This is a genomic window from Curtobacterium sp. MCSS17_007 (assembly GCF_003234175.2).
Taxonomy (GTDB): Bacteria; Actinomycetota; Actinomycetes; order Actinomycetales; family Microbacteriaceae; genus Curtobacterium.
Map to the genome: position 1 here is coordinate 581,934 of NZ_CP126257.1, position 23,264 is coordinate 605,197.

26 protein-coding genes are annotated in these 23,264 nt (G+C 72.2%); 15 read left to right on the plus strand and 11 right to left on the minus strand.

Annotation, left to right across the window (positions count from 1 at the left end):
• Nucleotides 1-74: 74 nt before the first annotated feature.
• Together DEJ22_RS02780 and DEJ22_RS02785 are read right to left on the minus strand one after the other, a co-directional pair.
• Entirely contained in the window at nt 75-251 is a 177-nt protein-coding gene (locus DEJ22_RS02780; RefSeq protein ID WP_181430760.1) for a hypothetical protein, read from the minus strand.
• The gene (locus tag DEJ22_RS02785) at nt 248-1,054 is read right to left on the minus strand and encodes a class E sortase (protein ID WP_111226680.1); all 807 of its coding nucleotides are present in this window, start codon (nt 1,052-1,054) and stop codon (nt 248-250) included. Before DEJ22_RS02785 ends, DEJ22_RS02780 begins: the two co-directional genes overlap by 4 nt.
• Before the next feature lie 112 nt (nt 1,055-1,166).
• On the opposite strand from DEJ22_RS02785, the gene DEJ22_RS02790 reads away from it, so the two are divergent.
• Nucleotides 1,167-1,688, plus strand: coding sequence for a GNAT family N-acetyltransferase (locus DEJ22_RS02790; protein WP_111226679.1), 522 nt, complete (start codon nt 1,167-1,169; stop codon nt 1,686-1,688).
• Here the strand turns inward: DEJ22_RS02790 and DEJ22_RS02795 are convergent.
• Nucleotides 1,685-2,605, minus strand: coding sequence for an EamA family transporter (locus DEJ22_RS02795; RefSeq protein ID WP_146241713.1), 921 nt, complete (start codon nt 2,603-2,605; stop codon nt 1,685-1,687). The two genes, DEJ22_RS02790 and DEJ22_RS02795, sit on opposite strands and share 4 nt — an antisense overlap.
• Before the next feature lie 36 nt (nt 2,606-2,641).
• On the opposite strand from DEJ22_RS02795, the gene DEJ22_RS02800 reads away from it, so the two are divergent.
• The 6 genes from DEJ22_RS02800 to DEJ22_RS02825 all read left to right on the plus strand — a co-directional run bounded on the left by DEJ22_RS02800 (nt 2,642) and on the right by DEJ22_RS02825 (nt 8,987).
• Complete coding sequence (locus DEJ22_RS02800) at nt 2,642-3,817, plus strand: CPBP family intramembrane glutamic endopeptidase (protein ID WP_111226677.1); 1,176 nt, start codon at nt 2,642-2,644, stop codon at nt 3,815-3,817.
• A 9-nt stretch (nt 3,818-3,826) separates the two neighbouring features.
• Nucleotides 3,827-5,683: a DNA helicase RecQ gene (recQ, locus tag DEJ22_RS02805; RefSeq protein WP_111226676.1), complete on the plus strand. Its 1,857-nt coding sequence runs from the start codon at nt 3,827-3,829 to the stop codon at nt 5,681-5,683.
• A 106-nt stretch (nt 5,684-5,789) separates the two neighbouring features.
• Nucleotides 5,790-6,503 (plus strand): lysophospholipid acyltransferase family protein, encoded by a 714-nt coding sequence (locus tag DEJ22_RS02810; protein ID WP_258379605.1) that lies wholly within the window; start codon nt 5,790-5,792, stop codon nt 6,501-6,503.
• A 119-nt stretch (nt 6,504-6,622) separates the two neighbouring features.
• Nucleotides 6,623-7,000 carry a hypothetical protein gene (locus DEJ22_RS02815; RefSeq protein WP_111226674.1) on the plus strand — a complete coding sequence of 126 codons (378 nt, stop codon included), beginning with the start codon at nt 6,623-6,625 and terminating at the stop codon, nt 6,998-7,000.
• Between the two features lie 71 nt (nt 7,001-7,071).
• On the plus strand, nt 7,072-8,055 hold the full coding sequence (locus tag DEJ22_RS02820; protein ID WP_220033758.1) for a M23 family metallopeptidase: 984 nt from the start codon (nt 7,072-7,074) through the stop codon (nt 8,053-8,055).
• A gap of 74 nt (nt 8,056-8,129) precedes the next feature.
• Nucleotides 8,130-8,987 carry an NAD(P)-dependent oxidoreductase gene (locus DEJ22_RS02825; RefSeq protein WP_220033757.1) on the plus strand — a complete coding sequence of 286 codons (858 nt, stop codon included), beginning with the start codon at nt 8,130-8,132 and terminating at the stop codon, nt 8,985-8,987.
• A gap of 7 nt (nt 8,988-8,994) precedes the next feature.
• Here the strand turns inward: DEJ22_RS02825 and DEJ22_RS02830 are convergent, their stop codons facing one another.
• Both DEJ22_RS02830 and DEJ22_RS02835 read right to left on the minus strand, forming a co-directional pair.
• On the minus strand, nt 8,995-9,219 hold the full coding sequence (locus DEJ22_RS02830; RefSeq protein ID WP_111226673.1) for a hypothetical protein: 225 nt from the start codon (nt 9,217-9,219) through the stop codon (nt 8,995-8,997).
• A gap of 9 nt (nt 9,220-9,228) precedes the next feature.
• Nucleotides 9,229-9,750 (minus strand): MarR family winged helix-turn-helix transcriptional regulator, encoded by a 522-nt coding sequence (locus DEJ22_RS02835; RefSeq protein ID WP_111226672.1) that lies wholly within the window; start codon nt 9,748-9,750, stop codon nt 9,229-9,231.
• 146 nt (nt 9,751-9,896) lie between these two features.
• On the opposite strand from DEJ22_RS02835, the gene DEJ22_RS02840 reads away from it, so the two are divergent.
• The gene (locus tag DEJ22_RS02840; RefSeq protein ID WP_111226671.1) at nt 9,897-10,790 is read left to right on the plus strand and encodes an alpha-E domain-containing protein; all 894 of its coding nucleotides are present in this window, start codon (nt 9,897-9,899) and stop codon (nt 10,788-10,790) included.
• A gap of 145 nt (nt 10,791-10,935) precedes the next feature.
• On the opposite strand, the gene DEJ22_RS02845 is transcribed toward DEJ22_RS02840, so the two are convergent.
• Entirely contained in the window at nt 10,936-12,282 is a 1,347-nt protein-coding gene (locus DEJ22_RS02845) for an MFS transporter (protein ID WP_111226670.1), read from the minus strand.
• The gene (locus DEJ22_RS02850; protein WP_111226669.1) at nt 12,279-12,698 is read right to left on the minus strand and encodes a MarR family winged helix-turn-helix transcriptional regulator; all 420 of its coding nucleotides are present in this window, start codon (nt 12,696-12,698) and stop codon (nt 12,279-12,281) included. The genes DEJ22_RS02845 and DEJ22_RS02850 overlap by 4 nt, the downstream gene beginning before the upstream one ends.
• 96 nt (nt 12,699-12,794) lie before the next feature.
• Here DEJ22_RS02850 and DEJ22_RS02855 point away from each other — a divergent pair, with 96 nt between their 5' ends.
• A complete protein-coding gene (locus DEJ22_RS02855) occupies nt 12,795-13,547 on the plus strand; it encodes an SDR family NAD(P)-dependent oxidoreductase (RefSeq protein WP_111226668.1) in 753 nt (250 codons plus the stop codon).
• A 70-nt stretch (nt 13,548-13,617) separates the two neighbouring features.
• Here DEJ22_RS02855 and DEJ22_RS02860 read toward each other — a convergent pair whose 3' ends face one another.
• Together DEJ22_RS02860 and DEJ22_RS02865 are read right to left on the minus strand one after the other, a co-directional pair.
• Complete coding sequence (locus tag DEJ22_RS02860) at nt 13,618-13,890, minus strand: hypothetical protein (protein WP_111226667.1); 273 nt, start codon at nt 13,888-13,890, stop codon at nt 13,618-13,620.
• A gap of 10 nt (nt 13,891-13,900) precedes the next feature.
• Entirely contained in the window at nt 13,901-15,037 is a 1,137-nt protein-coding gene (locus tag DEJ22_RS02865) for an inorganic phosphate transporter (RefSeq protein ID WP_111226666.1), read from the minus strand.
• A gap of 87 nt (nt 15,038-15,124) precedes the next feature.
• On the opposite strand from DEJ22_RS02865, the gene DEJ22_RS02870 reads away from it, so the two are divergent.
• The 3 genes from DEJ22_RS02870 to DEJ22_RS02880 all read left to right on the plus strand — a co-directional run bounded on the left by DEJ22_RS02870 (nt 15,125) and on the right by DEJ22_RS02880 (nt 17,526).
• The gene (locus DEJ22_RS02870; protein ID WP_258379582.1) at nt 15,125-15,994 is read left to right on the plus strand and encodes an alpha/beta hydrolase; all 870 of its coding nucleotides are present in this window, start codon (nt 15,125-15,127) and stop codon (nt 15,992-15,994) included.
• 83 nt (nt 15,995-16,077) lie between these two features.
• A complete protein-coding gene (lplAB, locus tag DEJ22_RS02875) occupies nt 16,078-17,127 on the plus strand; it encodes a lipoate-protein ligase LplAB (protein WP_111226664.1) in 1,050 nt (349 codons plus the stop codon).
• Nucleotides 17,128-17,196: 69 nt separating this feature from the next.
• Nucleotides 17,197-17,526 carry a hypothetical protein gene (locus DEJ22_RS02880; protein WP_111226663.1) on the plus strand — a complete coding sequence of 110 codons (330 nt, stop codon included), beginning with the start codon at nt 17,197-17,199 and terminating at the stop codon, nt 17,524-17,526.
• A 21-nt stretch (nt 17,527-17,547) separates the two neighbouring features.
• Here the strand turns inward: DEJ22_RS02880 and DEJ22_RS02885 are convergent, their stop codons facing one another.
• On the minus strand, nt 17,548-17,832 hold the full coding sequence (locus tag DEJ22_RS02885) for a GNAT family N-acetyltransferase (protein ID WP_111226662.1): 285 nt from the start codon (nt 17,830-17,832) through the stop codon (nt 17,548-17,550).
• A 92-nt stretch (nt 17,833-17,924) separates the two neighbouring features.
• Between DEJ22_RS02885 and DEJ22_RS02890 the strand changes: the two genes are divergently transcribed.
• From DEJ22_RS02890 to DEJ22_RS02900, 3 genes are all read left to right on the plus strand, one after another.
• The gene (locus DEJ22_RS02890) at nt 17,925-19,259 is read left to right on the plus strand and encodes a hypothetical protein (RefSeq protein WP_111226661.1); all 1,335 of its coding nucleotides are present in this window, start codon (nt 17,925-17,927) and stop codon (nt 19,257-19,259) included.
• Between the two features lie 44 nt (nt 19,260-19,303).
• Nucleotides 19,304-20,200: a DNA-methyltransferase gene (locus tag DEJ22_RS02895; protein WP_258379581.1), complete on the plus strand. Its 897-nt coding sequence runs from the start codon at nt 19,304-19,306 to the stop codon at nt 20,198-20,200.
• A gap of 67 nt (nt 20,201-20,267) precedes the next feature.
• Complete coding sequence (locus tag DEJ22_RS02900; RefSeq protein ID WP_146241712.1) at nt 20,268-20,651, plus strand: hypothetical protein; 384 nt, start codon at nt 20,268-20,270, stop codon at nt 20,649-20,651.
• Nucleotides 20,652-20,731: 80 nt separating this feature from the next.
• On the opposite strand, the gene DEJ22_RS02905 is transcribed toward DEJ22_RS02900, so the two are convergent.
• The gene (locus DEJ22_RS02905) at nt 20,732-23,146 is read right to left on the minus strand and encodes an MDR family MFS transporter (RefSeq protein WP_111226658.1); all 2,415 of its coding nucleotides are present in this window, start codon (nt 23,144-23,146) and stop codon (nt 20,732-20,734) included.
• Between the last annotated feature and the right edge of the window lie 118 nt (nt 23,147-23,264).

Genomic DNA, 23,264 nt, shown 5'->3' on the forward strand with positions numbered 1-23,264 from the left:
GAGCGACCGCAACGACCGACCGGAGCGACGGACCGACCGGAGCGACGGACCGGTCGGCGCGACGGACCGGTCGGTCAGGGTGACGGCGACACGTCGACCGTTCCGTCGGGCGGCGGCAGGATGTCTGCAGCGATCCACGGGAAGACCCAGGTGAAGAGGGCGTAGACGATCACGGCGAGCAGCACGAGGAGCTCGAGGACCTTCAGGGCGACGGGGCCCGGCAGGACCCGCCAGACGAACGGGAAGATCACTTCGGCGTCTCCGAGAGTTCCTTCGGGGTGCCCTCCGACGCGGGCATCCAGTAGTCGAGCTTGGCGTGGGTCACGTACCGCTCCTTCGCGGACCACATCGGGTGGCAGGCGGTGAGGGTCAGCCAGCGGTCGTCGGCGGTCGGCGTGACGCCCGGCTGGTTCGGCACGGGGGCGATCGTCTCGATCTTGTCCGGCGTGACGATCTGGGAGTCCGTGACCTTGTAGACGTACCAGACGTCGAAGTCCGTCGCCTCGTCCGTCACCCGGACGACGATCGCGTCGTCGGTCTTCAGCTCGGCGATCTGGTTGAGCGGCTTGCCGTAGGTGACACGGTGACCGGCGACGGCGAAGTTGCCCTCGGCCCCGGGCATCGCGGTGTCCTGGTAGTGGCCGAGGCCGATCGTGTTGAGCACCCGCTCACGGTCGGTGCCCTCACCGATCGGGCGCAGGTAGTCGGCACCGAACCGCGGGATCTGCATCGTGCCGAACACGGCGGTGAGGTCCGGCGGCTCGGCGAGCACGGGCGCTTCGCCACGGTGCTCGGACCCCTCGACCTTGGGCGCCGCACGCTGGCCCAGGTCGTCGACGAGCTTCGTCTGCTCGTTCACGGCGACCACGTCCGTCCACCAGGCGGTCCACGCCACGTACAGACCCGTCCCGGCCCCGGCGATGATGAGCAGCTCGGCGAGGAGTGCGACGAGTGCCCCGCCGACGGTCTGGCGACGACGGGGGCGCCGCGGGGGCCGCGAGTCGTCGTCGGGACGCGAGGACCCACGCGTCTCGACGGTGTCGTGTGCGGTCACGGTGCTCCTGATCCGGATGGGGTGGTCGGACAGGTCTATCAGACCACGGTGTCGTCGTGCTGACGAGTCCTCACCGCCTGTGGATGCCCACGGCTCCCGGTAGCGTGCTCGCATGACCCCGGTGTTCCGTCCGTTCCGTCCCGACGACACCGAGGCGGTCGTCGCCCTGTGGGACACGTGCGGACTGCTGCGACCGTGGAACGACCCGTACCGCGACATCGCCCGCAAGGTCGCGGAGCAGCCCGAGCTGTTCCTGGTCGCCGAGGTCGACGCGAGCACAGCCGACCCGAGCGCAACCGGGCCGAACGCAACCGGCCCGAGCGGGATGCACCCGAGCACGGCCCCGGCCCTCGGGATCGTGGGTGCCGGCATGGCGGGCTACGACGGACACCGCGGCTGGGTCAACTACCTCGCCGTGCGCCCCGACCAGCAGGGCTCCGGACTCGGCCGGGCCTTCATGGCCGAGTTCGAGCGCCTGCTCCGGGCGCGCGGTTGCCCGAAGGTCAACGTGCAGGTGCGCGAGGGCAACGAGCAGGTGCTCGGCTTCTACGCCTCGCTCGGGTACGCCGAGGACCGCGCGGTCTCGCTCGGCAAGCGCCTCGTCGTCGACGACCGACGGAGCCGGACACCCTAGGCCAGCGCCAACCCGACCGAGGCACCGAACGCCAGCACGATCCCCGTCCACTGCACCGCGGTGAGCCGCTCGCGCAGCACGATCCCGGCGAGCACGACCGTCCCGACCGGGTAGAGCGCGTTGAGGACGCTCACCACGGGGAGCGCCGCGTCGCTCCGTCCGAGGTGCAGTGCCGCCTGGATGCACGCGTTCGCGAGCGCGTCGAGCACACCGCACGCGGCGACCGTCACCACCAGCCGTGGTGACCACCGCGCCGACCGCCGCACGGTGGGAGCGGCAGTGAGCACGGGGTGGGCCGGCGTGACGGGGTCCGTCGTGCCTCCCGGCCGGAGCGCCACCACGACCGCCACGGTCCCGAGCAGCACCGCCTGCACCACCCGCGCGACCAGGAGCGACGCGACCCCGGCGTCCTCCGGCACCGCGTCGTACGCCAGCACGATCCCGCCGAAGCCGCATCCGGCCACGGCCGCCGTCACGACGCCGCCCACCGTGACCCGGGCACCGGACGGTTCGCGCACGGCCGCCACCAGGACCACCGCGAGCACCGCCACGACGAGCGCGGCCCAGGCGGGGACCGACAGCACCGTCCCGCCCACCAGCGCGACGACGACCGGGGTGACTGCCGCGAACACCGCGGTCAGCGGCGAGAGCACGCTCATCGGTCCGACGGCGAGTGCGCGGTAGAGCAGCAGCACCGCCACCGACCCGGAGACGCCGGCGGCGGCGCCGACCAGCACGGCCGGACCCGAGAAGACCGCGCCCACGACGAGTGCACCGACGAGCAACGGCAGCAGGCCGACGGCGGCCGCCGCCGCCGCGACGGCCACGGCACGGGTCGTCCGGGCTGCGAGCCCGCCGAGGAAGTCCGCGGCACCGTAGACGACCGCGCCGGTCAGTGCGAGGAGGACGGTGAGCACGGCTCCCATCCTGCCCGGCCCGGTACCCTCCCGAGGGTGAGCGTTCCGTACCACCGCCTGCCCCGTGTCGATGGCCGCTGGCGTTGGTGGCGCCCGCTGGTCGCCCTGGCGTTCCTGGTCGGGTGGTACGTCGTCACCCAGATCGTGATCGCGGTGGCGTACTTCGTGCCGATCGGCGCGACGCAGGGGGTCACCGGGGTCACCGGTCTCCAGGACGACCTGGCCAGCGGTGCCCTCGACCCGACCGACCCGCTCATCCTGTCGCTCACGCTCGTCTCGCTGGTGGTACTGCTGCCGGGCGTCCTGCTCGCGGTCAAGATCGCCCGGATCGGTCCGGCGGGCACGCTGTCGTCGGTGCGGTTCCGGGTGCGCTGGCGCTGGACGCTCTGGTGCCTGCTCCCCACCATCGTCATCGCGATCCCGATGTTCCTGCTGCAGACCTGGGGCATGTTCACGTTCGACGGCGGCTTCGGGTGGGACCACGCCGCCATCGGTCAGTCGACCGTGTCCCCGGGGATGCTGACCCTGACGATCGTGATGGTGCTGCTGCTCGTGCCGTTCCAGGGCGCGGCCGAGGAGTACGTCTTCCGCGGGTTCCTCGTCCAGACCATCGCGTCGTGGATCCCGGTCCGGATCGTCGGGGTCGTGGTCGCCGTGACCGTGTCGACCGTCCTGTTCGCGGCCGGGCACATCGCGAACGGCTACAACGTCTGGGGCATCCTCGACGTCGGCTCGTTCGGTCTGGTCGCGGCGATCATCGTCCTCCGGACCGGCGGCATGGAGGCCACCGTGCTGCAGCACGCCTTCAACAACATCATGATCTTCGTGCTGCAGGCGCCGGGCTGGTCGAAGGTCGACCTCGACTCGTCGAACAGCACGCCCGAGAGCTTCGTGTTCTCGTTCGGGACGTCGCTCGCGTTCTGGAGCATGGTCGAGCTGCTGGCCAGGTGGCGCCGGCTCGACCGCCGGTTCCCGGGGCACGAGGCTCCGCGCTTCCGCGGGACCCCGCCGGTCTGGGCCGGTGGCCGGCAGTGGACCCGGCCGGGAGGCACGAGCTGGTCGCTCGCGCCGGCCCGCGTCTCCGGGTCGGCCGGTCGCACGTCGGGTGGCGGTGCGGTCGCCACCGCCGGTTCCGAGGGCTCCGCGCCGGGCGCCGGCACCGACGGTGCCGCACCTGTGGACAGTGCCTCGGGTGTCGCCCGTCGCCCGTAGGCTCGTGCCATGAGTACCACGCCAGCGCCCTCCGTCGCGCCGGCGCCGTCGCCCTCGCGCGCGGCGGCGCTCGACGTGCTCCACCGGGTGTGGGGCTACGACGACTTCCGCGGGCAGCAGGCCGCGATCATCGACCGGGTCGTGACCGGTGGCGACGCCCTGGTGCTCATGCCGACCGGTGGCGGCAAGTCGCTCTGCTACCAGGTGCCGGCGCTCGTGCGCGACGGCGTCGGGGTGGTCGTCTCGCCGCTCATCGCCCTGATGCAGGACCAGGTCGACGCCCTCGCCGCGAACGGCGTCCGGGCGGCCTTCCTCAACTCGACGCAGGGCCCCGACGAGCGTGCCCGGGTCGAGCGAGCCGTCGTCTCGGGCGAGGTCGACATGCTCTACCTCGCGCCCGAACGGCTCCGACTCGAGTCCACCCGATCGCTGCTCGACCGTGCGCGCATCGCGCTCTTCGCCATCGACGAGGCCCACTGTGTCGCCCAGTGGGGGCACGACTTCCGGCCCGACTACCTCGAGCTGAGCGTGCTGCACGAGCGCTGGCCGACGGTGCCGCGCATCGCCCTGACCGCCACGGCGACGCCGCAGACCCACCGCGAGATCTCCGGCCGGCTCGGCCTCGACGACGCCGCGCACTTCGTCGCCGACTTCGACCGGCCGAACATCCAGTACCGCATCGAGCCGAAGACGGGCGCGCTGCAGCAGCTCCTCACCTTCATCAAGACCGAGCACAGCGGCGACGCCGGCATCGTGTACTGCCTGTCGCGCAACTCGGTGGAGCGCACCGCGGCCGCGCTCGCCGACCAGGGGATCCCGGCGCTGCCGTACCACGCCGGGCTCGACGCACGGGTCCGTGAGCGGAACCAGTCGACCTTCCTGCGCGAGGACGGCGTCGTCATGGTCGCGACGATCGCCTTCGGCATGGGCATCGACAAGCCCGACGTCCGGTTCGTCGCCCACCTCGACCTGCCGAAGTCGGTCGAGGGCTACTACCAGGAGACCGGCCGTGCGGGGCGCGACGGCCTGCCCTCGACCGCGTGGTTGGCGTACGGGCTGAACGACGTCGTGCAGCAGCGGCGGATGATCGACCAGTCCGAGGGTGACGCGGCACACCGCCGGCAGCTCAGCGCGCACCTGGACGCCATGCTCGCGCTGTGCGAGACGATCGAGTGCCGGCGCGTCCGGTTGCTCGCCTACTTCGGGCAGGAGTCCACGGCGTGCGGGAACTGCGACACGTGCATTGCGCCGCCCGAGCCCTGGGACGGCACCGTGCCCGCCCAGAAGTTCCTGTCCACCGTCGTCCGGCTCGAGCGTGAGCGGGGCCAGCGGTACGGCGTCGCCCACCTCGTCGACATCCTCGTCGGCAAGCAGTCACCCCGCGTGCAGGAGCTCCGACACGACTCCCTCGCCACGTTCGGCATCGGCAACGACCTGGGCGAGGGGGAGTGGCGCGCGGTCGCGCGGCAGCTCCTCGCGCAGGGCTACGCAGCGGTGTCCGGCGACGGCTTCGGCACGGTCGTCCTGAGCCCGACGAGCGCCGAGGTCCTCAGTGGTCGCACCCGGGTGCTCATGCGGCGTGACCCCGTGAAGGCGCCGCGGGCGTCGCGTGCACGTCGACAGGTCGTCACCGACATGCCGCAGGAGGCGCTCGGCCTGTTCGAGGCCCTGCGCGCCTGGCGTGCCGCGCAGGCCCGCGAGCAGGGCGTGCCCGCGTACGTGGTCTTCAACGACGCGACCCTCCGGGGCATCGCGGCGGTGAAGCCGGCGGACGAGGACGCGCTGGCCGAGATCTCAGGCGTCGGCGGGGCCAAGCTCGAACGGTACGGACGGGCGGTACTCGACGTCGTGGCGGCACACGACTGAGACGCATTCCGCAGGCGGAATGTGCGGCGGCTGCCGCTCAGTACACTCGGAACCTCCCACGACGAGGAGGCCCCGGGTGACCGGATCGACGAAGTTCGCCACCACGATGAGCCGTGCGGTGGTCACGCCGCTCGCACGGCTGCTCTGGCGTCCGCGGATCGTCGGCCGGAGGAACGTCCCGAAGCACGGCGCGGTGATCCTCGCGAGCAACCACCGGTCGTTCATCGACTCGCCCGCGATCACCCTCATGGCACCGCGTAAGGTGTCGTTCCTCGCGAAGCAGGAGTACTTCACCGGAACGGGGTTCCGCGGCGCCCTGTCCCGGGCGTTCTTCGGCGGCATCGGCGCCATCGGCGTGGAGCGCGGTGCCGGCGCTGCGGCCCAGCAGGCCCTCGACCTCGGACTCGAGCGGTTGCGGGCGGGCGAGGCCTTCGCCATCTACCCGGAGGGGACCCGGTCGCTGGACGGTCGCCTGTACCGAGGGCGGACGGGGGTGGCCTGGCTCGCGCTGACGAGCGGCGCTCCGGTCGTCCCCGTCGCGCTCACGGGTACCCAGGACGTGCAGCCGGTGGGGTCCCGCTTCCCGAAGCTCGCGCGCGTGACGATCGAGTTCGGCGAGCCGATGGACCTGTCGCACTTCGGTGAGGCGTCGTCCGGTCGTGCCCGGCGTCATGCGACCGACGCGGTGATGGCGGCCATCCAGGCGCTGAGCGGCCAGGAGCCCGCGAACGCGTACAACAACCCGCCGGCGACGATCGTCGAGCGCGTCAAGCAGGTGCTGCGGCGCGACGACCCGACGCAGGCGGTCGAGCCGGACTGATCCTCGGCGCTATTGCACATGCTGTATATCAGTGGTTGAATGGTCCTCGTGCGCATCAGCACGAGTCCCACGGGTCGCCCGACACGATCCGCCCAGCCACTGAACGGAAGGCAAGCAGCATGTCCTCCACGCCCGTGTTCGACGCGATCTCCCGACGCGCCTCCTCTCCCTCGGTGCCGCCGTCGACGGGTCCGGCGTCCGGTTCCCAGGTCCCGGCGGCACAGGTCTCGGCAGCTCCGACCCCGGCGCGACCGGCTCCGACGTCGCCGATGACGCCCCCGGTGTCGCCGCGTGCGTCCGCACTCGTACCCGCAGCCCTGGTCGCGGCGATCGACGAGATCCCACACCGGGTCGGCGTGGCACCGGGCCAGGTCGCTGTGGCGCCCGACCAGCTCGCTCTGGTCGAGGCGGTGACCGACGCCATCACCCGCGCGGTCGTGGACGCCGTCGTCGGCGAGCTCGAACGGATCACCCGCGACGGCATCGTCCGCGGTTGAGGCGGGACCGCACCGCCGCACCACGGCCCCAACTCGCCCCCGACCGACGCCGACACACCCACGACCACACGATGACCACGACCGACGATCGCACCACGCTGCCCCTGCGCCCCCGGGGTGCGGCCCGACGTGCTGCGAACGCCGAGGCCATGCGAGCCTCGCGCGTCGGTCGCCCGACCACCGGGGCGGCGGTTCCCCCGCCCGCCGTCCCGGTGCCCACCTCTCGGCTGCCCACCTCGCGGGTGCCCGCCACCCTGCAGTCCACCGTTCCGACGTCCGCCTCCGCTGCTGACCGCCCCGGGCCTGCACGCGCCCGGCGTCGACGTCGCGACCGCTCCCCAGCTGCTGCTGGCGGCCAGCCGCGCCCGCGGACCGCGCAGGCTCGTCAGGGCGCGTTCCCGGCGCGGGCACTGCCGGCCACCGCCTCTGCCCTCGCGGCCTGCCTGGTGGTGTCGGTCTCGACGCCGGCCGCCGCGGTCGACGGACCCGTCGGGTCCGGGGCGGGGATCGCGACGTCGGTCGTCGCCCCGGACGGGCAGCACTACCGAGCCGCACCCGGCGTCACGGTGACGGTGACCCGTGACGACTTCGCCGTCCACGGCCGACCGCAGGACGACCTGCACCGCGGGCCGCGCATCACGACCGGAGGCGCAGTGGTGCGACCGGTCGACGGACGGATCCCCACGGCGGGCGGCTTCGGTGGTCGCCAGGTCGCCGGCTGCGGTGCGTGCTCGACGAACCACCGTGGCCTCGACTTCGCGGCACCCGCGGGGACGCCCGTCCTCGCCGTGACCGCGGGGCGGGTGGTGTCCGCGGGTCCGCTCGGTGGGTACGGCAACCAGGTCCTGCTCGTGCACCCTGACGGCACGCAGACCCGGTACGGCCACCTGTCGCGGATCGACGTCGTGCCCGGGCAGTTCCTGGCGGCCGGCGAGCAGCTCGGCGCCGTCGGCAGCACGGGCATCTCGACCGGAGCGCACCTCCACTTCGAGGTCATCGTCGGCGGGACGCCCGTCGACCCCGCCCCCTGGCTCGCGGCGCGTGGGCTGTCCTGAACCGGGCCGGTGCGGGCGTAGCGTCGACACCGCGGTGGCAGGGTGTCGACCGCAGGACGGAGACGCTGGTGCGCGTGACGGTGCTGGGTACGGGGACGATGGGTGCGGGGGTCGCGAGGTCCCTGCTGCGCGGAGGGCACCGCGTGACGGTCTGGAACCGCAACGCGGACAAGGCCCGACCGCTCGCCGACGACGGGGCCACCGTCGCGACCGCCGCCGCCGGGGCGGTCGCCGACGCCGAGGTCGTGCTCCTCACGCTGTTCGACACGGATGCGGTCGTCGACGTCCTCGAGGCCGCCGGCGGTGACGCTCCGGAGGGCGCCGTGTGGGTGCAGGCCTCGACGGTCGGCGTCGCGGGCACCGAGACCGTGGTGCAACTCGCTGAGAAGTACGGCATCACACTCGTCGAGGCGATGATGCTCGGCACGAAGGGCCCGGCCGAACAGGGCACGCTGACGATGCTCGCCGCCGGCCCGGCCGACGTGCTCGACCGGGTGGTTCCGGTGCTCGACGCGATCGGGGCGAAGACGGTCCGCGCGGGGGACCGCGTCGGCGACGGTACTGCCCTCAAGCTCGCGGCGAACGCGTGGATCGCATCGATCACCGCCGCCACCGGGCAGTCGCTCGCGATCGCCCGGGGCCTCGGGCTCGACCCGCAGCTCTTCCTCGACGCGATCCAGGGCACGGCCAGTGACTCGCCGTACGCGCACACGAAGGGCGCCGCCATGGTCGGCGGCGACCTCGCACCGCAGTTCGCGCTCGACGGCCTGCGGAAGGACATCGGACTCATCGGGGAGGCGGCGCGGTCCGCCGGTGTGTCGACGACGCTCCTCGACGCCCTCGACCGGGTCTACGCCCAGGCGAGCGCGGCCGGGCACGGTGCGGAGGACATCGCGGCGGTCGGCACGGCCTTCCGGCGCGACGCGCAGTAGCCGCGGGTCAGGACCGGCGGAGCCACCGTCGGATGGCTCCGCCGAGCCGTCCGACGGCCTCGTCGTTCATCGTGTTCGCCAGGTCGAACGCCTCGCGGGCAGGATCGGCGCCGTCACGGATCCGGCGGAGGGCGGCGTCCGCCCGCGCGCGTGCGTCGAGTTCCGCGAGGGGCATGTCGTCCTCGGGGGTGTGCGGTGGCACCCCGGCGGGCTCGTCCGGAGCGCTGCGCATGGGACGAGGCTACGCGGACCGCTCCGTGTCGGCAGCGTGCTCGTCGTGGTCGACGACGCGGGCCATCTCCTCGAGGAACCCGACGACGACCGCCATGTCGGTCGGCGGCAGGTGCTCGGCGACCTCGATCGCGCGGGTGTCGAGCTCGTCGATCACCTGCAGGACCTGCCGCATCGACCCACCGGATGCGGTGAGGATCACGCCGCGTCGGTCGTGCGGGTCGGCGTGTCGCTCGACGTGCCCACTCCGGACGAGCCGGTCGACCAGGGCGGACGTGGACGCCGGCGTGATCTCGAGTCGGTCGGCGAGTTCCTTGGCGTTCACGGACCGGCCCTCGGACTCGGCGTCCAGCAGGACCCGGAGTGCCAGCAGGGCGTTCTCGCCGATGCCCAGGGCTTCGCGGGCTCGGCGTTGGGCAGCGCTCTCGGCGCTCCGGTACCTGCGGAGCGCGTTCAGTACGTCCACCGCGTCGACCCTGGAACCTGCGCCATACCAGAAGCCCGTGGTGGTGTTCGTCACCTCGGTCGTCATGCGGACAATGCTAGACGCTCTAGTTAGATTGTCTAGCGAGTGTGCTGTGAACGCGTGCGGCGGATGGTGTCCGCAACACCGGCGACGCGGTTCGGAAACACCGACGCAACGACCGCTCGGTAGCTTCGCCGCATGCAGGAGCCGACGTGCTGAGCCGACTCGCGGGGAGCGTCTTCCACGTCGGGAGCGCGGTCGAACGGGCCGACGTCGTCGCGCGGATGCTCGACGTGTACGTCGTCCGGCCGGACGCGGGCGTCGCCGACGAGGACGGTGCGGTCGGAGCCGCGCTGGGCGGCGTGGTCGGCGTCGACGGGCCGTCGCGCACCGGGGACCGCTCGGCCACCGTCGACGCGCTCGCGCTCGACCGGCACGAGCCGGCGTCGATCGCCCATGCGGTGGGCGTCGCTCGCGACCACGCCCGGCGTGCCCGCGAGGTCGTGTCCACCGAGCTCTGGGACTGCCTCGACGTCACCCGCTCCCGGATGCCGCGCAAGGTCGCCGTCGACCGCGCGCACGAGTTCCTCGGGTGGGTGCGCGAGCGGAGTGCCCTGGCGGTCGGGGTCGTCGAGGGGGACGCCAGTCGTGACGAGGTGTGGGAGTTCTTCACGCTCGGACGCTCCCTGCTGCGCTGCGGCCTCACGGCGCGGCTCCTGGCGTCGAGGTTGGTGGACGCGTCCTCGTCCGCGTCGTGGAGCACGGCGCTGCGCGCGTGCGGCGCGGGCGAGGCCTTCCGGCGTGGGCGTGACCACCACGGTGTCGAGGCGCAGGACGCCGCCCACTTCCTGCTGCACGACGTGCACAGCCCGCGGTCGCTCGCGTTCCTCGCGGCCCGGGCGGACGACTGCCTGGCGGACGTCGCACCGGCCTGTGTCGACGAGGAGGTCGGCGCCTTCCGGGCGGCGCGGACCGCGTTGGGACGTGTGGACCCTGCCGAACCCGACGCGCTGCGCTCGGCGGCGGGCCGCCTGGCGGTGGCGGTCGGAGCGGTCGTCGACGCGCTCGACCAGCGGGTCTTCGCGGTCGCCGCACCGGCGCGCTGATCGACTCGGCACCCGCGTCGGCCCGGACACCGCGCCCCGTGCACCGGTCCGTGCACCGCGGCCGTGCGGGTGACCGCGTCACGGACGGGAGGGCCGGGGCGGGGTCACACCGTGCCTCCCGTCCGGCGGGTGGTGACCGAGCGGCTCAGACCGCGCTGGACCGGTCCGCGACCGCCTCGTCGCGCTCGAGGTCGCGCCGCAGCGCGGCACGCGCGCTCCGCGACCCGACGACCGGTACCGCGTGCGTCACCGCCAGGTGCAGCCGTGCGTCGGCGTCGTACCGGAGTCGGAACCGCTCCCAGCGCACCAGCCAGACCAGGGCGATCGCGAGGGCGACGAACCCCGACACCGCGCCGACGACGATGGCCCACCGCGGACCCCACGCGTCGGCGACGGCACCGACGACGGGGGCGCCGATCGGCGTGCCCCCGGCGAAGATCGCCATGTAGAGCGCCATCACGCGGCCGCGCATCGCGGGCTTCGTGGTGGTCTGCACGAGTGCGTTCGCGGTCGTCATGAAGGTGAGCGAGGCGAGCCCGACGAACACGAGGACGATGGCGAACGTCCAGTAGGTCGGGGCGAGGGCGGCCGCGGTGCACGCGAGCCCGAACCCTGCGGAGGCGACGACGAGGGTGCGCATCCGCGGTCGGTCGCGCCGGGCGGAGAGCAGCGCGCCGGCGACGGACCCGATCGCCATCACGGAGTTGAGGAGACCGAACTCTCCGGCGCCCTTGCCGAACTCCACGCGGGCCATGGTCGAGGTGAAGATCGGGAAGTTCACGCCGAACGTGCCGACGACGAAGATCATGCACAGCACGACGACGATGTCCGGGCGGGTCCGCACGTACCGGAAGCCTGCGACGATCTGCCCCTTGCCGCGCGTCGGCCGGATGCGCTCGGCGAGCTGCGCGGGGTCCACGAACCGCAGGGCCACGAGGACGGCCAGGAACGATCCGGCGTTGATCACGAACACCCAGCCGGAGCCGATGGCAGCGATGAGCACACCGGCGACCGCGGGGCCGATCAGCCGCGCGGCGTTGAACGACGCGGAGTTGAGCGCGACGGCGTTCGCCACGTGTTCGCCCTGGACGACGTCGGACACGAAGGCCTGGCGGACGGGGGTGTCGAACGCGGCGACGATGCCGAGCGCGAGGGCGAAGCCGTAGAGGGACCAGAGCGTGGCCGTGTCGGTGAGGACCATGATCCCGAGGCCGAGCCCGAGTGCGCCCATGAGGCCCTGCGTGAGCATGAGCGTCCTCCGCCGGTCGAACCGGTCCGCCGCGAGCCCGGTCAACGGCAGGAGGAGCAGCTGCGGTCCGAACTGCAGCGCCATCGTGATGCCGACCGCGATGGCGTCGTTGTCGGACAGCTTCGTGAGGACGAGCCAGTCCTGGGCGGTGCGCTGCATCCAGGTGCCGACGTTGGACACCAGGGCGCCGGCGAACCAGATGCGGTAGTTGCGGGCGGACAGGGAGCGGAACATGGCGGTCACTGCTGGGCCAGCCTCCTCATGATCTCGGTGGCGTCGGCCAGGGTGGTGCGTTCCTCGTCGGTGAGCTCGGCCAGGCGCGGGGTGAGCCAGTCGTCGCGGTGCCGTCGGGTCTCCTCGACGAACGCGGCACCGGCGGGCGTCGTGCAGATCCGGACCTTGCGCCGGTCGTCGTCGTGACCGCCCTTCGTGGCCAGGCCCCGCTCGACCAGGACCGTCACGGTCTTCGTCATGCTCGGCGGTGTGACGCCGTCCTGACGGCTGAGTTCGGCGAGGGTCATCGCGCCGTCGCGGTGGAGTCGTGCGAGGGCGGAGAACTGCCCGTCGGTCATGGTCGTGTCGGCCTTCTGTGCCCGGAGCGTCCGCGAGAGACGGTTCACGGCGATCCGCAGGTCGGTGGAGAGGGAACCGTCGGTCACGGTCCGCAGTCTAACTGATTAGTTCAGTGAACGAACTGGGCGACCGGGTGTATGCTTCCGAATAGACAACACGTGTTGCCGAGAGAGAAGGAGAACATGTCCGAGTTCGAGGGCAAGGTGGCCGTCGTCACCGGTGGCGGCAGCGGCATCGGCGAGGCGATCGCGAAGGAACTGGCCGCGGCCGGGGCCGAGGTCGTCGTCACCGACATCAAGCGGGACGCAGCGGAGCGGGTCGTGTCGGAGATCGAGGGCGCGGGCGGCACGGCCACCGCGTTCGAGGCGAACTCCGCCGTCGCCGCCGACAACGAGCGGATGGTGCAGTACGCGGTCGACACCTACGGTGCGCTGCACCTCGCGGTGAACAACGCCGGCATCGGCGCGGCGCCGAAGCCGATCGGCGAGTACGACGTCGAGGCGTGGGACCGCGTCCGCGCGGTCGACCTCGACGGTGTGTTCTACGGGCTCCGCTACGAGATCCCGGCGATGCTGCAGGCCGGCGGCGGTGCCATCGTCAACATGGCCTCGGTGCTCGGCTCGGTCGGCATCGCGCAGAACGCGGCCTACGTGGCGTCGAAGCACGCGCTCGTCGGGCTCACGAAGGTCGCGGCGCTCGAGTACACGGCGCAGGGCGTCCGCACGAACGCGGTCGGCCCGGGCTTCATCGACACCCCGCTCGTGCGCGCGTCGCTGTCCGGCGAGGAGCTCGCGGCGCTCGAGGGCGAGCACGCGGCGAAGCGGCTCGGCACCGACGCCGAGGTCGCGGCGCTCGTGCTGTTCCTGCTCAGCGACAAGGCCTCGTTCATCAGCGGCAGCTACCACCTGGTCGACGGCGGCTACAGCGCGCACTGACCGCTGACCGCGGACGGGAGGCGCGGTGCGGGTGACCGCCGTCGGTCACCCGCACCGCCCCTCCCGTCCGCTACTGGTGGAACTGTGGGATCGTCAGCCAGATGCCGGTGAGGACCGCAGCGGCGCAGACCGCGAAGCACAGCACCGCTCCGGCCGTCGCCGCCGGCGGGGTGTGCCCGGACCGCGGCGTCTCGTCCCGGTACTCCGTGCGCTCCCCGGCGACGTCGACGGGCTGCCCGGTCCCGAGCAACCGCAGGCCGAGGGTGTAGACGAGCACCACGCCGACCGCGGCGACGAAGCCGACGCCCGCGACGATCCCGATGCTGCTCAGGTCGATGTCCACGCTGGTCCTCCTAGGCCGGGACCGACTCGGCGGTCGGCTGCTCGTCGTTGACGGTGTCCTTCGTGACCGGCTTCCGGCGCGCGAGGACGAAGAAGGTCAGCCCGCCCGCGAGGGCGAGCACGGCCACGACCACCAGGCCGATCGTGCTCGTCGACGCGACCAGGGTCGCCAGGGCTCCCACCACCGCGGCGGCGGGGAGCGTGACGACCCACGCCACGACGATCCGACCCACGACGGACCAGTGCACGTCGGCGAGCTTCTTGCCGAGTCCCGAGCCGACCACGGAGCCGCTCGTCACGTGGGTCGTCGAGAGGGCGAATCCGAGGTGCGAGGACACCAGGATCGTCGCGGCCGAGCTCGTCTCCGCCGCGAAGCCCTGCGGCGACTGCACGTCGGAGATCTTCTTGCCGACGGTCCGCATGATGCGCCAGCCGCCCATGTAGGTCCCGAGGCCGATCGCGAGGCCGCAGGCGAGGACCACCCAGAGCGCCGGACCGCTGCCGGACGGCTGGTAGTCCGCGGCGATCAGGGTCAGCGTGATGACGCCCATCGTCTTCTGCGCGTCGTTGGTCCCGTGCGCGAGCGACACCAGCGACGCCGAGACGGTCTGCCCGTGCCGGAAGCCCGTCGCCGCGCCGTGCGTGGTCGCGTTCCTCGTGAGCGAGTACGCGATGTACGTCGCGACGAGGGCGATCACGCCCGCGATGACCGGGGAGAGCAGAGCGGGGAGCACGACCTTCGACACGACGGTGGCCCAGTCGACGGAGTGCAGTCCGGCGCCGATGATCGACGCTCCGATGAGCCCGCCGAACAGCGCGTGCGTGGACGACGACGGCAGGCCGAAGTACCAGGTGGCGAGGTTCCAGAGCACGGCGCCGACGAGTCCCGCGAAGATCATGGTCGGGCTGATCTGGATGCCGTCCTGGCCCTCGCGGATGATGCCCTGCGACACCGTCTTCGCGACCTCGGTGGACAGGAACGCGCCGACCACGTTGAGCACGGCGGAGATGAGCACGGCGGTCCGGGGCTTCAGGGCTCCGGTGGCGACCGAGGTGGCCATGGCGTTCGCGGTGTCGTGGAAGCCGTTCGTGAAGTCGAACACGAGGGCCACCACGATCACCAGCACGACGGTGACGAGGACGTCCATGGGCGTGACGCTAGGCCGGCTCCGAGCCCGCTGCGTGAACGCCGGATGAACACCCCCGGGGCGCTCGGCGTCTGCCAGGATGCGGGTGTGCCGACCTTCTCCGCAGCCCGAGGGGACTCCTCGTTCACCGACGCGCACGGCGTCGAGATCGTCTACTCGACCTGGCGTGCCGGCAAGCCGAAGGGCATCGTGCAGATCGCGCACGGTGTCGGCGAGCACGGGCTCCGGTACGAGCCGCTGGCGCAGGACCTCGTCCGGGCCGGGTACACCGTCCACGCGAACGACCACCGCGGGCACGGACGCACCGGCCTCGGGCAGTGGGACGGCGACCACGCGCGGCTCGGCAGGCTCGGACCGGGCGGCCTGCGCGCGGCGATCGCGGCCGTCGAGCAGATGACCGCCGTCGCCCGCGAGCAGGACCCCGGCATCCCGCTGGTGCTCCTCGGGCACTCGTGGGGGTCGCTCATGGCACAGCGGATCGTGAACACGTCGTCGGAGCGGTACGACGGCGTCGTGCTCTCCGCGACCGCGTACCGGCTGCCCGGGTGGATGAACAGCGGCGACCTCAACGCGCGGCACGCCGGCTCCGGGCCGACCAAGTACGAGTGGATCACGCGCGACCGCGCCGTCATCGCGGCGATCGCGGCCGACCCGCTCGCGGTCGAGGCCGACGTGATCAGGCTGTTCGGTGTCGCGGACGCGCTCCGACTGCTCGGGGTGCCGCGGCGGTCGATCCCGCACGACCTGCCGCTGCTGCTGCAGGTCGGGTCCGACGACACCCTCGGTGGACCCCGCTCGGTGGAGCGGCTCGCCGAGGCGTACCGCCGTCGCGGCAAGCTGTCCGACGTGCAGGTGCACGTGTACGAGGGCGCGCGGCACGAGGTCTACAACGAGACGAACCGGGACGAGGTGGTCGCCGACCTGGTCGCGTGGCTGGACCGGCACGTGGCTCGCTGACGCGACCACGGGGCGGACTGGAGGCACGGGGCGGTGCCGCGCCGCGCCTCCAGGCCGACAGGTGGCGGGCGTAGGCTCGTTCCGTGCACGGTGAGTACAAGGTCCCCGGAGGCAAGCTGGTCGTCGTCGACCTCGAGGTCGTCGACGGGAGCATCCAGGAGTTCCGACTGGCAGGCGACTTCTTCCTCGAGCCGGACGACGCGCTGCCGCTGATCGACCAGGCCGTGAACGGCCTGCCCGCGACCACGGATGCGGCCGGCGTCGCCGCCGCGGTCCGCGCGGCGCTGCCCGAGGGTGCGGTGTTGCTCGGCTTCACGCCCGAGTCCGTCGGGGTCGCCGTCCGCCGAGCGCTCTCGCGGGCGTCGACCTGGCAGGAGTACGACTGGGAGATCATCCACGAAGGGCCGATCTCGCCGAACGAGCACCTCGCGCTCGACCAGGTCCTCACCGAGGAGGTGGGTGCCGGCCGCCGCGGCCCGACCCTGCGCATCTGGGAGTGGGACCAGCCCGCGGTCGTGATCGGGTCGTTCCAGTCCCTGAAGAACGAGGTCGACCCGGCCGGCGCCGAGAAGCACGGCGTCGAGGTCGTCCGGCGCATCTCCGGCGGTGGCGCGATGTTCATGGACGCGGGCGCGATCATCTCGTACTCGCTGTACGTACCGACCGACCTCGTGCAGGGCATGACGTTCGCCGACTCGTACGCCTACCTGGACGAGTGGGTGATCGAGGCGCTGAAGTCCCTCGGCATCGAGGCCTACTACCAGCCGCTCAACGACATCTCGTCGACGAAGGGCAAGATCGGCGGCGCGGCGCAGAAGCGGCTCGGCACCGGCGCCCTGCTCCACCACGCCACGATGAGCTACGACATGGACGGCCAGAAGATGGTCGAGGTCCTGCGCATCGGGCGCGAGAAGATGAGCGACAAGGGAACGACCTCGGCCGCCAAGCGCGTCGACCCCCTGCGCTCGCAGACCGGCCTCACCCGTGCCGAGGTCATCGACCGGCTGATCGGCACCTTCACGAAGCTGTACGGGGCACACGAGGGGCACGTGACCGAGGCCGAGCGTGCCCGGGCGCGGGAACTCGTCGAGACGAAGTTCGCGACGCGGGAGTGGCTCGAGCGGGTGCCCTGATCGGTCTGATGGCGAGGATCATCCGCGCGGCGGAGGCACTGGCCGAGCGACTGACGTAGCGTCGGGAGCGTGAACTGGTTGATCCTCCTGGGGGCGGTGGCCGCAGCGGTCGTCGTGATGTGGATCGCCGATCGCGCGGGGTGGATCGACCTGTCGAACAAGGCCACGCGCAGCGGCGGATCCGGTGGTGTCGTCTCGATGATGGACGAGGTGTTCGCGCCGACCCGTCACGAGTCGCAGGCCGAGTACGAACGGCAGTCGCGCCTCCCGAAGGAGGCCCCGACGCCCGCGGACGACGACCACGACCTGCTCAGCGGCAACGTGCTCATCCGTGTGCCGTCGGTGGGCCACGCCGGTCGGCACGAGGCGCGACCCGGCACGCTCGACCGCACCTACTGACGCACCGGGCTGCTGCGCACGCTAGCGCGTCGTGAGCTCCTGGTAGTCCGGGTGCCGCTCGATCCACGCCTTCACGTAGCTGCAGAGCGGGACGACGCGCAGCGAGCCCTCGCGGACGTCGTCGAGCGCGTGCTGGACGAGGATCGACGCGTGACCGCCGCCGCGGTGGGCGGGGTCGACCTCGGTGTGGGTGAAGCGGATCTCGTCGCCGTCGACCTCGTACGCCGCGAAGCCGATGACCTCGCCGTCCTCGATCAGGGAGTACTGCTGCGCGTCGGTGTCGTTGCGGACCTCGGGTGATGCCATGGCGGTGACGGTACGCCGCGGGCCTGACCGGCGCCCGGAGCTGCCCCGAACGTGGGGCCGTGCGGCGTCGCTGCGGGCACTACTGTCTCCCCGTGCCCGACTCGACGCCCCCGCTCCGCTTCCGCACCCCACCGGGATGGCCGACGCCGTCCGCCGACTGGGCCGACCTGTACGAGGGTGCCGAGCCCGCTGCCGGGTGGACCCCCGCTGACGACCTGCCGACGGCGCCCGCCGGGTGGGTGTTCTGGGTGCCGACGCGCGTGCTGCGCCGCTCGGTCGGCCGGGGCGCGACCGCGGCGCTCGTCGTCGGTGCCGCCGTGACGCTCGCCTCCTTCCTGGTCCTCTGCGTCCTCTGGGTCGCCGACGGACCGGCCGTCCTGGCGCTCGCACCCCTCATCGCGGGTGTCGCGCTCTGGGTGGTCGGGGCCTTCCGGTACGCCGACGGGGTCGTGGCAGCGGTCGGCCGGGTCCGCGACCGGTCCGCTGCCCGTCGTGCGGATGCGCTGTCCGCCCACGCGGTCGCGGCGCACCCGGACGCGAACCAGGCGGCCGCGCTCGCCGCCTCGTCGGCAGACGCGTGGTCGGTGCCGTCTGCCCGGCCCTTCGTCGAGGGCCCGCCCTCGCGGTCCGTGCCCCGGGTCCAGCGTGTCCTGGTGTCGGTCACCGCCGGGGTCGCGGCCGCCGTGCTCGTGGCGGGGGCATCGCTGGCGGTCCTGCCCCTCGTCCCCGACGTGCAGGAGGTCGCCGCGCAGGTGTTCGGCTCCTCGGACCCGGGGGCCGGTGGGAGCGACGACCCCCAGCAGCCGGAGTGGTCCTCCGACGACGGCCACACGAACGTGACGTGGCTGGCTGGCGATGACGAGTGGGAGGGCACCTGCGACACGACGCCGGGTGACGCGACCTGCGACGCGTACGAGATCGACACCGACCGGAGCTGCACCGCGGTCGTCACGGTCGGGTTCTTCACGAGCGCCGACGACGACGAACCGAGCCGTGTCGAGGAGCGGACGGTCGCGCTCACGGCGGACGTGCCGCTGGTCCTGGTCGAGAACCACGACGAAGAGGTCTCCGACGTCGGCGACGTGTCCTGCGTCACCGACGGTGGGGCCGACGCCGACCGCGTGTCCGCGACGCAGCGCGCCGAGGACCACGTCGACACCGACGTGCCGGCGGGGTGCGAGCAGGAGGGCTGCGTCGCGTTCGCCGTGACGGCGCCGGACGACTGTGCCGCTGCGGCCGTGCAGTTCCGGGTCGCCGCGGCGATCGGCACCGTGGCCGCGCCGCACGACCTCGCGGTGGTCACCGCCCTGCGGAGCGGGAGAGCGACCGACGTGTTCGTCGGTGGCACCGACGACGCATCGGACGTCGTCGCGGGCGGCGTCACATGCCGGGCGACCGACGACACCGGGTCGTCGCAGACGTCCTGAGCACCGTGGTCCGACGGGGCTGCGCGCTGCGGGAGGATGGGGCGGTGCGCAGCCTCGACGACCGGACCCCGGACCTCGTCGTGCTGGGCGAGAACCTCGACGTGCTGCCGACCCTGCCCGACGCGTCGTTCACGGTGGTGTACCTCGACCCGCCGTTCAACACCGGCCGGAAGCAGCGACGGCACGCGGTGACCGCCGAACGCCGGACCGCCGGCGACGCCGGGACGATCACGGGCTTCCGCGGGCGCACGTACGAGCGCATCAGGGGTGACCTGATGCGCTTCGACGACCGGTTCGAGGATTACTGGGCGTTCCTCGAGCCCCGGCTGCTCGAGGCCTGGCGCCTGCTCACCGACGACGGCACGCTCTACCTGCACCTCGACTACCGCGAGGCGCACTACGCCAAGGTGTTGCTCGACGCGCTCTTCGGCCGTGACGCGTTCCTCAACGAGATCATCTGGGCGTACGACTTCGGCGCGAAGTCCCGGTCCCGCTGGCCCACGAAGCACGACACGATCCTGGTCTACGTGAAGGACCCGGAACGGTACTGGTTCGACTCCGAGACGGTGGACCGGGAGCCGTACATGGCGCCGGGGCTCGTCACGCCGGAGAAGCGGGAGCGCGGGAAGCTGCCGACCGACGTGTGGTGGCACACGATCGTGTCGCCGACCGGCAGCGAGAAGACCGGGTACCCGACGCAGAAGCCCGAGGGGGTGCTGCGGCGCATGGTGCAGGCGTCCTCGCGCGAGGGGGACTGGGTGCTCGACTTCTTCGCGGGGAGCGGAACCCTCGGTGCAGTCGCGCGCGACCTGGGCCGGCGGTTCGTGCTCATGGACGACAACCCGGTGGCGGTCGACGTGATGCGTCGGCGGTTGCCGCACGCGACGGTCGAGTCGGCGGTCGGTTCGGCGGTCGTGTCGCCGGTCGCGCAGCAGGACTGAGCGCCTGCCGCCAGGAGCGGTCAGGATGGAGCGGGGCGGACGCGCAGCGCCCGGGGAGACGGGGAAGATGGCGACGAGGAGTGTCCGCACGGCGGCGGTCGGAGTGATCGTCGGCGCACTCGCCCTCACGGTCGGGTGCACGGGCGGGACCGGTTCCCCGTCGACGCGGCCCGAGGACGCGAAGCGAGCGGTGCAGCAGCTCGTCGACGATCCGGCCAGTGCGCTCGGTGGGAACTGGACCGTGGAGGAGGGCCCGCGACTCGGGACGTGCACGGACGAACGCGGCAACGGGGACGGCAGCTACTCCGGTCGCAACGGCAGGGGATCCGGCATCGCGACCATCTCGTTCACCTCGTCCGATCTGGGCGGCGGCGACACGATCAGGGCGACCTCGGAATGCGCGGCCGGCGACTACGTCGAGCTCCGGGAGCAGGAGCGTGGGCAGCGCTGAGTTCGTCACGCGCAGGACGACGGAGGCGACATCGTCGACGTCGTACGACGTCGACGATGTCGCCTCGCAGCGGCGGCCTGCTACTCCGCCGTGTGCCGCCCGTGGTGCTCTGCCGGGGCAGCCGACTGCTCTGACGCGGCGTGCGCGGGATGCGTCCGGATCGTGGCCGTCGTTGCCGGAGGCTCGTCCACCGGCGCCGCTGCGGCGTGCGCGCCGTGGGTGGTCGCGTCCGTGAGCGGTGCCCGGGTGCCGTCCTCGGGGTCGCGACCGGTGCGGTCTGCACCGCCCGCTTCGGAGGCGGGCCGCGTGGCGGAGGAGGTGGAGCCTCCAGGCCGGTCCTGCGGCTGCTGCACCGCGACGTCGGGCGAGGTCGGGACGGCCCGCATCGACCCGGTGTCCGGCGAGACGAGCGAACCGGTGTTCGCGGCCGCCTGCTGCGCGTCGGCGGTGAGGCGGTCCGCGTCGTCCTTCGCCGCGTTCGCCTGCTCCTGCAGCGCCGACACCTTGCGGAGCGGTGGGACCCGGAAGAACCACGTCAGCACGAAGGCGAGCAGGATCACGCCGAGGCCGACCCAGTACACGACGACGGCCGACTGGCTGAACCCGACCAGGAACGGACGGGTGAGCCGCTGGTCCGCGCCGTTGAGGAACGACGTGTCGCTCGTGGCCGAGCCGGCGGACGAGCTGGCTGCCGTGTCGCCGTCCTTCAGCTGGTCGACCAGCTTCGGCGCGACCTCGTCGACCACGGCCTTCCGCTGGTCGGCGTTGCTGTAGTCGATCTGCAGCGTGCCGTCGACGACCTCGGCGTTCGCCTTCGACGCGGCGGTCTCGAGCGCCTGCTGCTCGGCCGCCGACTTGTTCGCGGCGACCTGCTCGGCGACGACCGAGTCGGCGGAGGCGGCGGGGATCCGACCGGCGGCGACCTGCTGCTGCACCTGCGCGGTGACCTGCTCCGTCACGGCCTGGTCGGCGGCCTGCTTCGCGGCAGCCGCGCCCTTGTCGAGCCCCTGCTGGACGTTCCGCTGCACCGGGTCGACGATCTTCGACCAGATCTGGTCCATGACGCCCTTGTTCTCGGGGGCACTGGCGACCGAGGGGGTGAGGGCTGCGTTCAACGCCGGCTTCAGGGTGGCCTCGTCCTGCATCGCACCGGTGATGTTCGTCGGCATCAGCGTGAACAGGACCGACAGGAGCACCGCGGTGCCCATGGTGCCGCCGATCTGCCGGAAGAACGTCGCGGCGCTCGTGGCCACGCCGATGTCCCGCGGCGAGACCGAGTTCTGCGCAGCGAGGGTCAGGGTCTGCATGAGCTGCCCGAGCCCGAGGCCGATGCCGAACATGCCGAGCATGAGGAACCACAGCGCGCTGTCGGCGGTCAGGAAGGTCAGGACCGTGAAGCCGATCGCCGTGAACGCGGTGCCGGTCACGGGGAACACGCCGTAGCGGCCGGTGCGCGAGATGATCTGGCCGGACGCGATCGAGGAGATCATCAGGCCGAGCACCATCGGCAGCATCGCGAAGCCCGACTCCGTCGGCGTGACGCCCTTCACGATCTGCAGGTAGAGCGGGATCGTCAGCATCGCGCCGAACATCCCGAAGCCGACGAGCACGGACAGGACGGCGGCCATCGAGAACACCCGCGAGCCGAAGAGCTTGAGCGGCAGGATCGCGTCGTCGCCCATGGAGCGTTCGACGATCACGAAGGCGACGAGACCGAGCGCGCCGATCGCGTAGCAGGCGAAGGCGCCGGGGGAGTCCCAGCCCCACTCGCGGCCCTGCTCGGCGATGAGGAGCAGCGGGACGAGGGTGACGATGACGAGGGTGGCGCCCCACCAGTCGATGCGGGGCTTGCCGCGCTCGCCGAACTTCGGCAGGTGCAGGAAGGTGGTCACCATGACGAGGGCGACGATGCCGACCGGCACGTTGACGAGGAAGACCCAGCGCCAGCCGCTGACGAAGAGGATCTCGGACGCACCGGCGAACAGGCCGCCGACGAGCGGACCGATGACCGACGAGATGCCGAACACGGCCAGGAAGTAGCCCTGGTACTTCGCGCGCTCGCGCGGTGCGAGCATGTCGCCCATGATCGCGAGCGGCAGCGACATGAGACCACCGGCGCCGAGGCCCTGCAGCGCGCGGAACCCGGCGAGCATGAGCATCGAGGTCGAGAACGACGCGGCGAGCGACCCGAGGATGAAGATGCCGATCGCGGTGAGGAACAGCGGGCGGCGGCCGAAGATGTCGGAGAGCTTGCCGTAGATCGGCGTCGTGATCGTGGACGCGATCAGGTACGCCGTGGTCACCCAGGCCTGCTGGTCGAGGCCGTGCAGGTCGTCGCCGATCGTGCGGATCGCGGTGCCCACGATGGTCTGGTCGAGCGCACCGAGGAACATGCCGGCCATCAGCCCGTAGATGACGAGCAGGATCTGCCGGTGGTTCATCACCGCGTTCGAGGACGTGGTGGGGGCCGCGGGTGCGGTCGCCGTCTGGGTCATTCGGTCTCCCGTGCGTACTGGAGCGCGCAGGCGCTCCGACCCGGGCGCGGGGGAGCCTTAATTGCGCGCAGTGCAAAAATACAACCAGCGCAAACGGATTGTTCTCATCCGCGTCGTT

Bases quoted from the DNA above. Each gene is read 5' to 3' on its own strand.
- DEJ22_RS02790 (WP_111226679.1), top strand. From the start codon at position 1,167: ATGACCCCGGTGTTCCGTCCGTTCCGTCCCGACGACACCGAGGCGGTC.
- recQ (WP_111226676.1), top strand. From the start codon at position 3,827: ATGAGTACCACGCCAGCGCCCTCCGTCGCGCCGGCGCCGTCGCCCTCG.
- DEJ22_RS02810 (WP_258379605.1), top strand. From the start codon at position 5,790: ATGAGCCGTGCGGTGGTCACGCCGCTCGCACGGCTGCTCTGGCGTCCG.
- DEJ22_RS02815 (WP_111226674.1), top strand. From the start codon at position 6,623: ATGTCCTCCACGCCCGTGTTCGACGCGATCTCCCGACGCGCCTCCTCT.
- DEJ22_RS02820 (WP_220033758.1), top strand. From the start codon at position 7,072: ATGACCACGACCGACGATCGCACCACGCTGCCCCTGCGCCCCCGGGGT.
- DEJ22_RS02830 (WP_111226673.1), bottom strand. From the start codon at position 9,219: ATGCGCAGCGCTCCGGACGAGCCCGCCGGGGTGCCACCGCACACCCCC.
- DEJ22_RS02835 (WP_111226672.1), bottom strand. From the start codon at position 9,750: ATGACGACCGAGGTGACGAACACCACCACGGGCTTCTGGTATGGCGCA.
- DEJ22_RS02855 (WP_111226668.1), top strand. From the start codon at position 12,795: ATGTCCGAGTTCGAGGGCAAGGTGGCCGTCGTCACCGGTGGCGGCAGC.
- DEJ22_RS02865 (WP_111226666.1), bottom strand. From the start codon at position 15,037: ATGGACGTCCTCGTCACCGTCGTGCTGGTGATCGTGGTGGCCCTCGTG.
- DEJ22_RS02885 (WP_111226662.1), bottom strand. From the start codon at position 17,832: ATGGCATCACCCGAGGTCCGCAACGACACCGACGCGCAGCAGTACTCC.
- DEJ22_RS02900 (WP_146241712.1), top strand. From the start codon at position 20,268: ATGGCGACGAGGAGTGTCCGCACGGCGGCGGTCGGAGTGATCGTCGGC.
- DEJ22_RS02905 (WP_111226658.1), bottom strand. From the start codon at position 23,146: ATGACCCAGACGGCGACCGCACCCGCGGCCCCCACCACGTCCTCGAAC.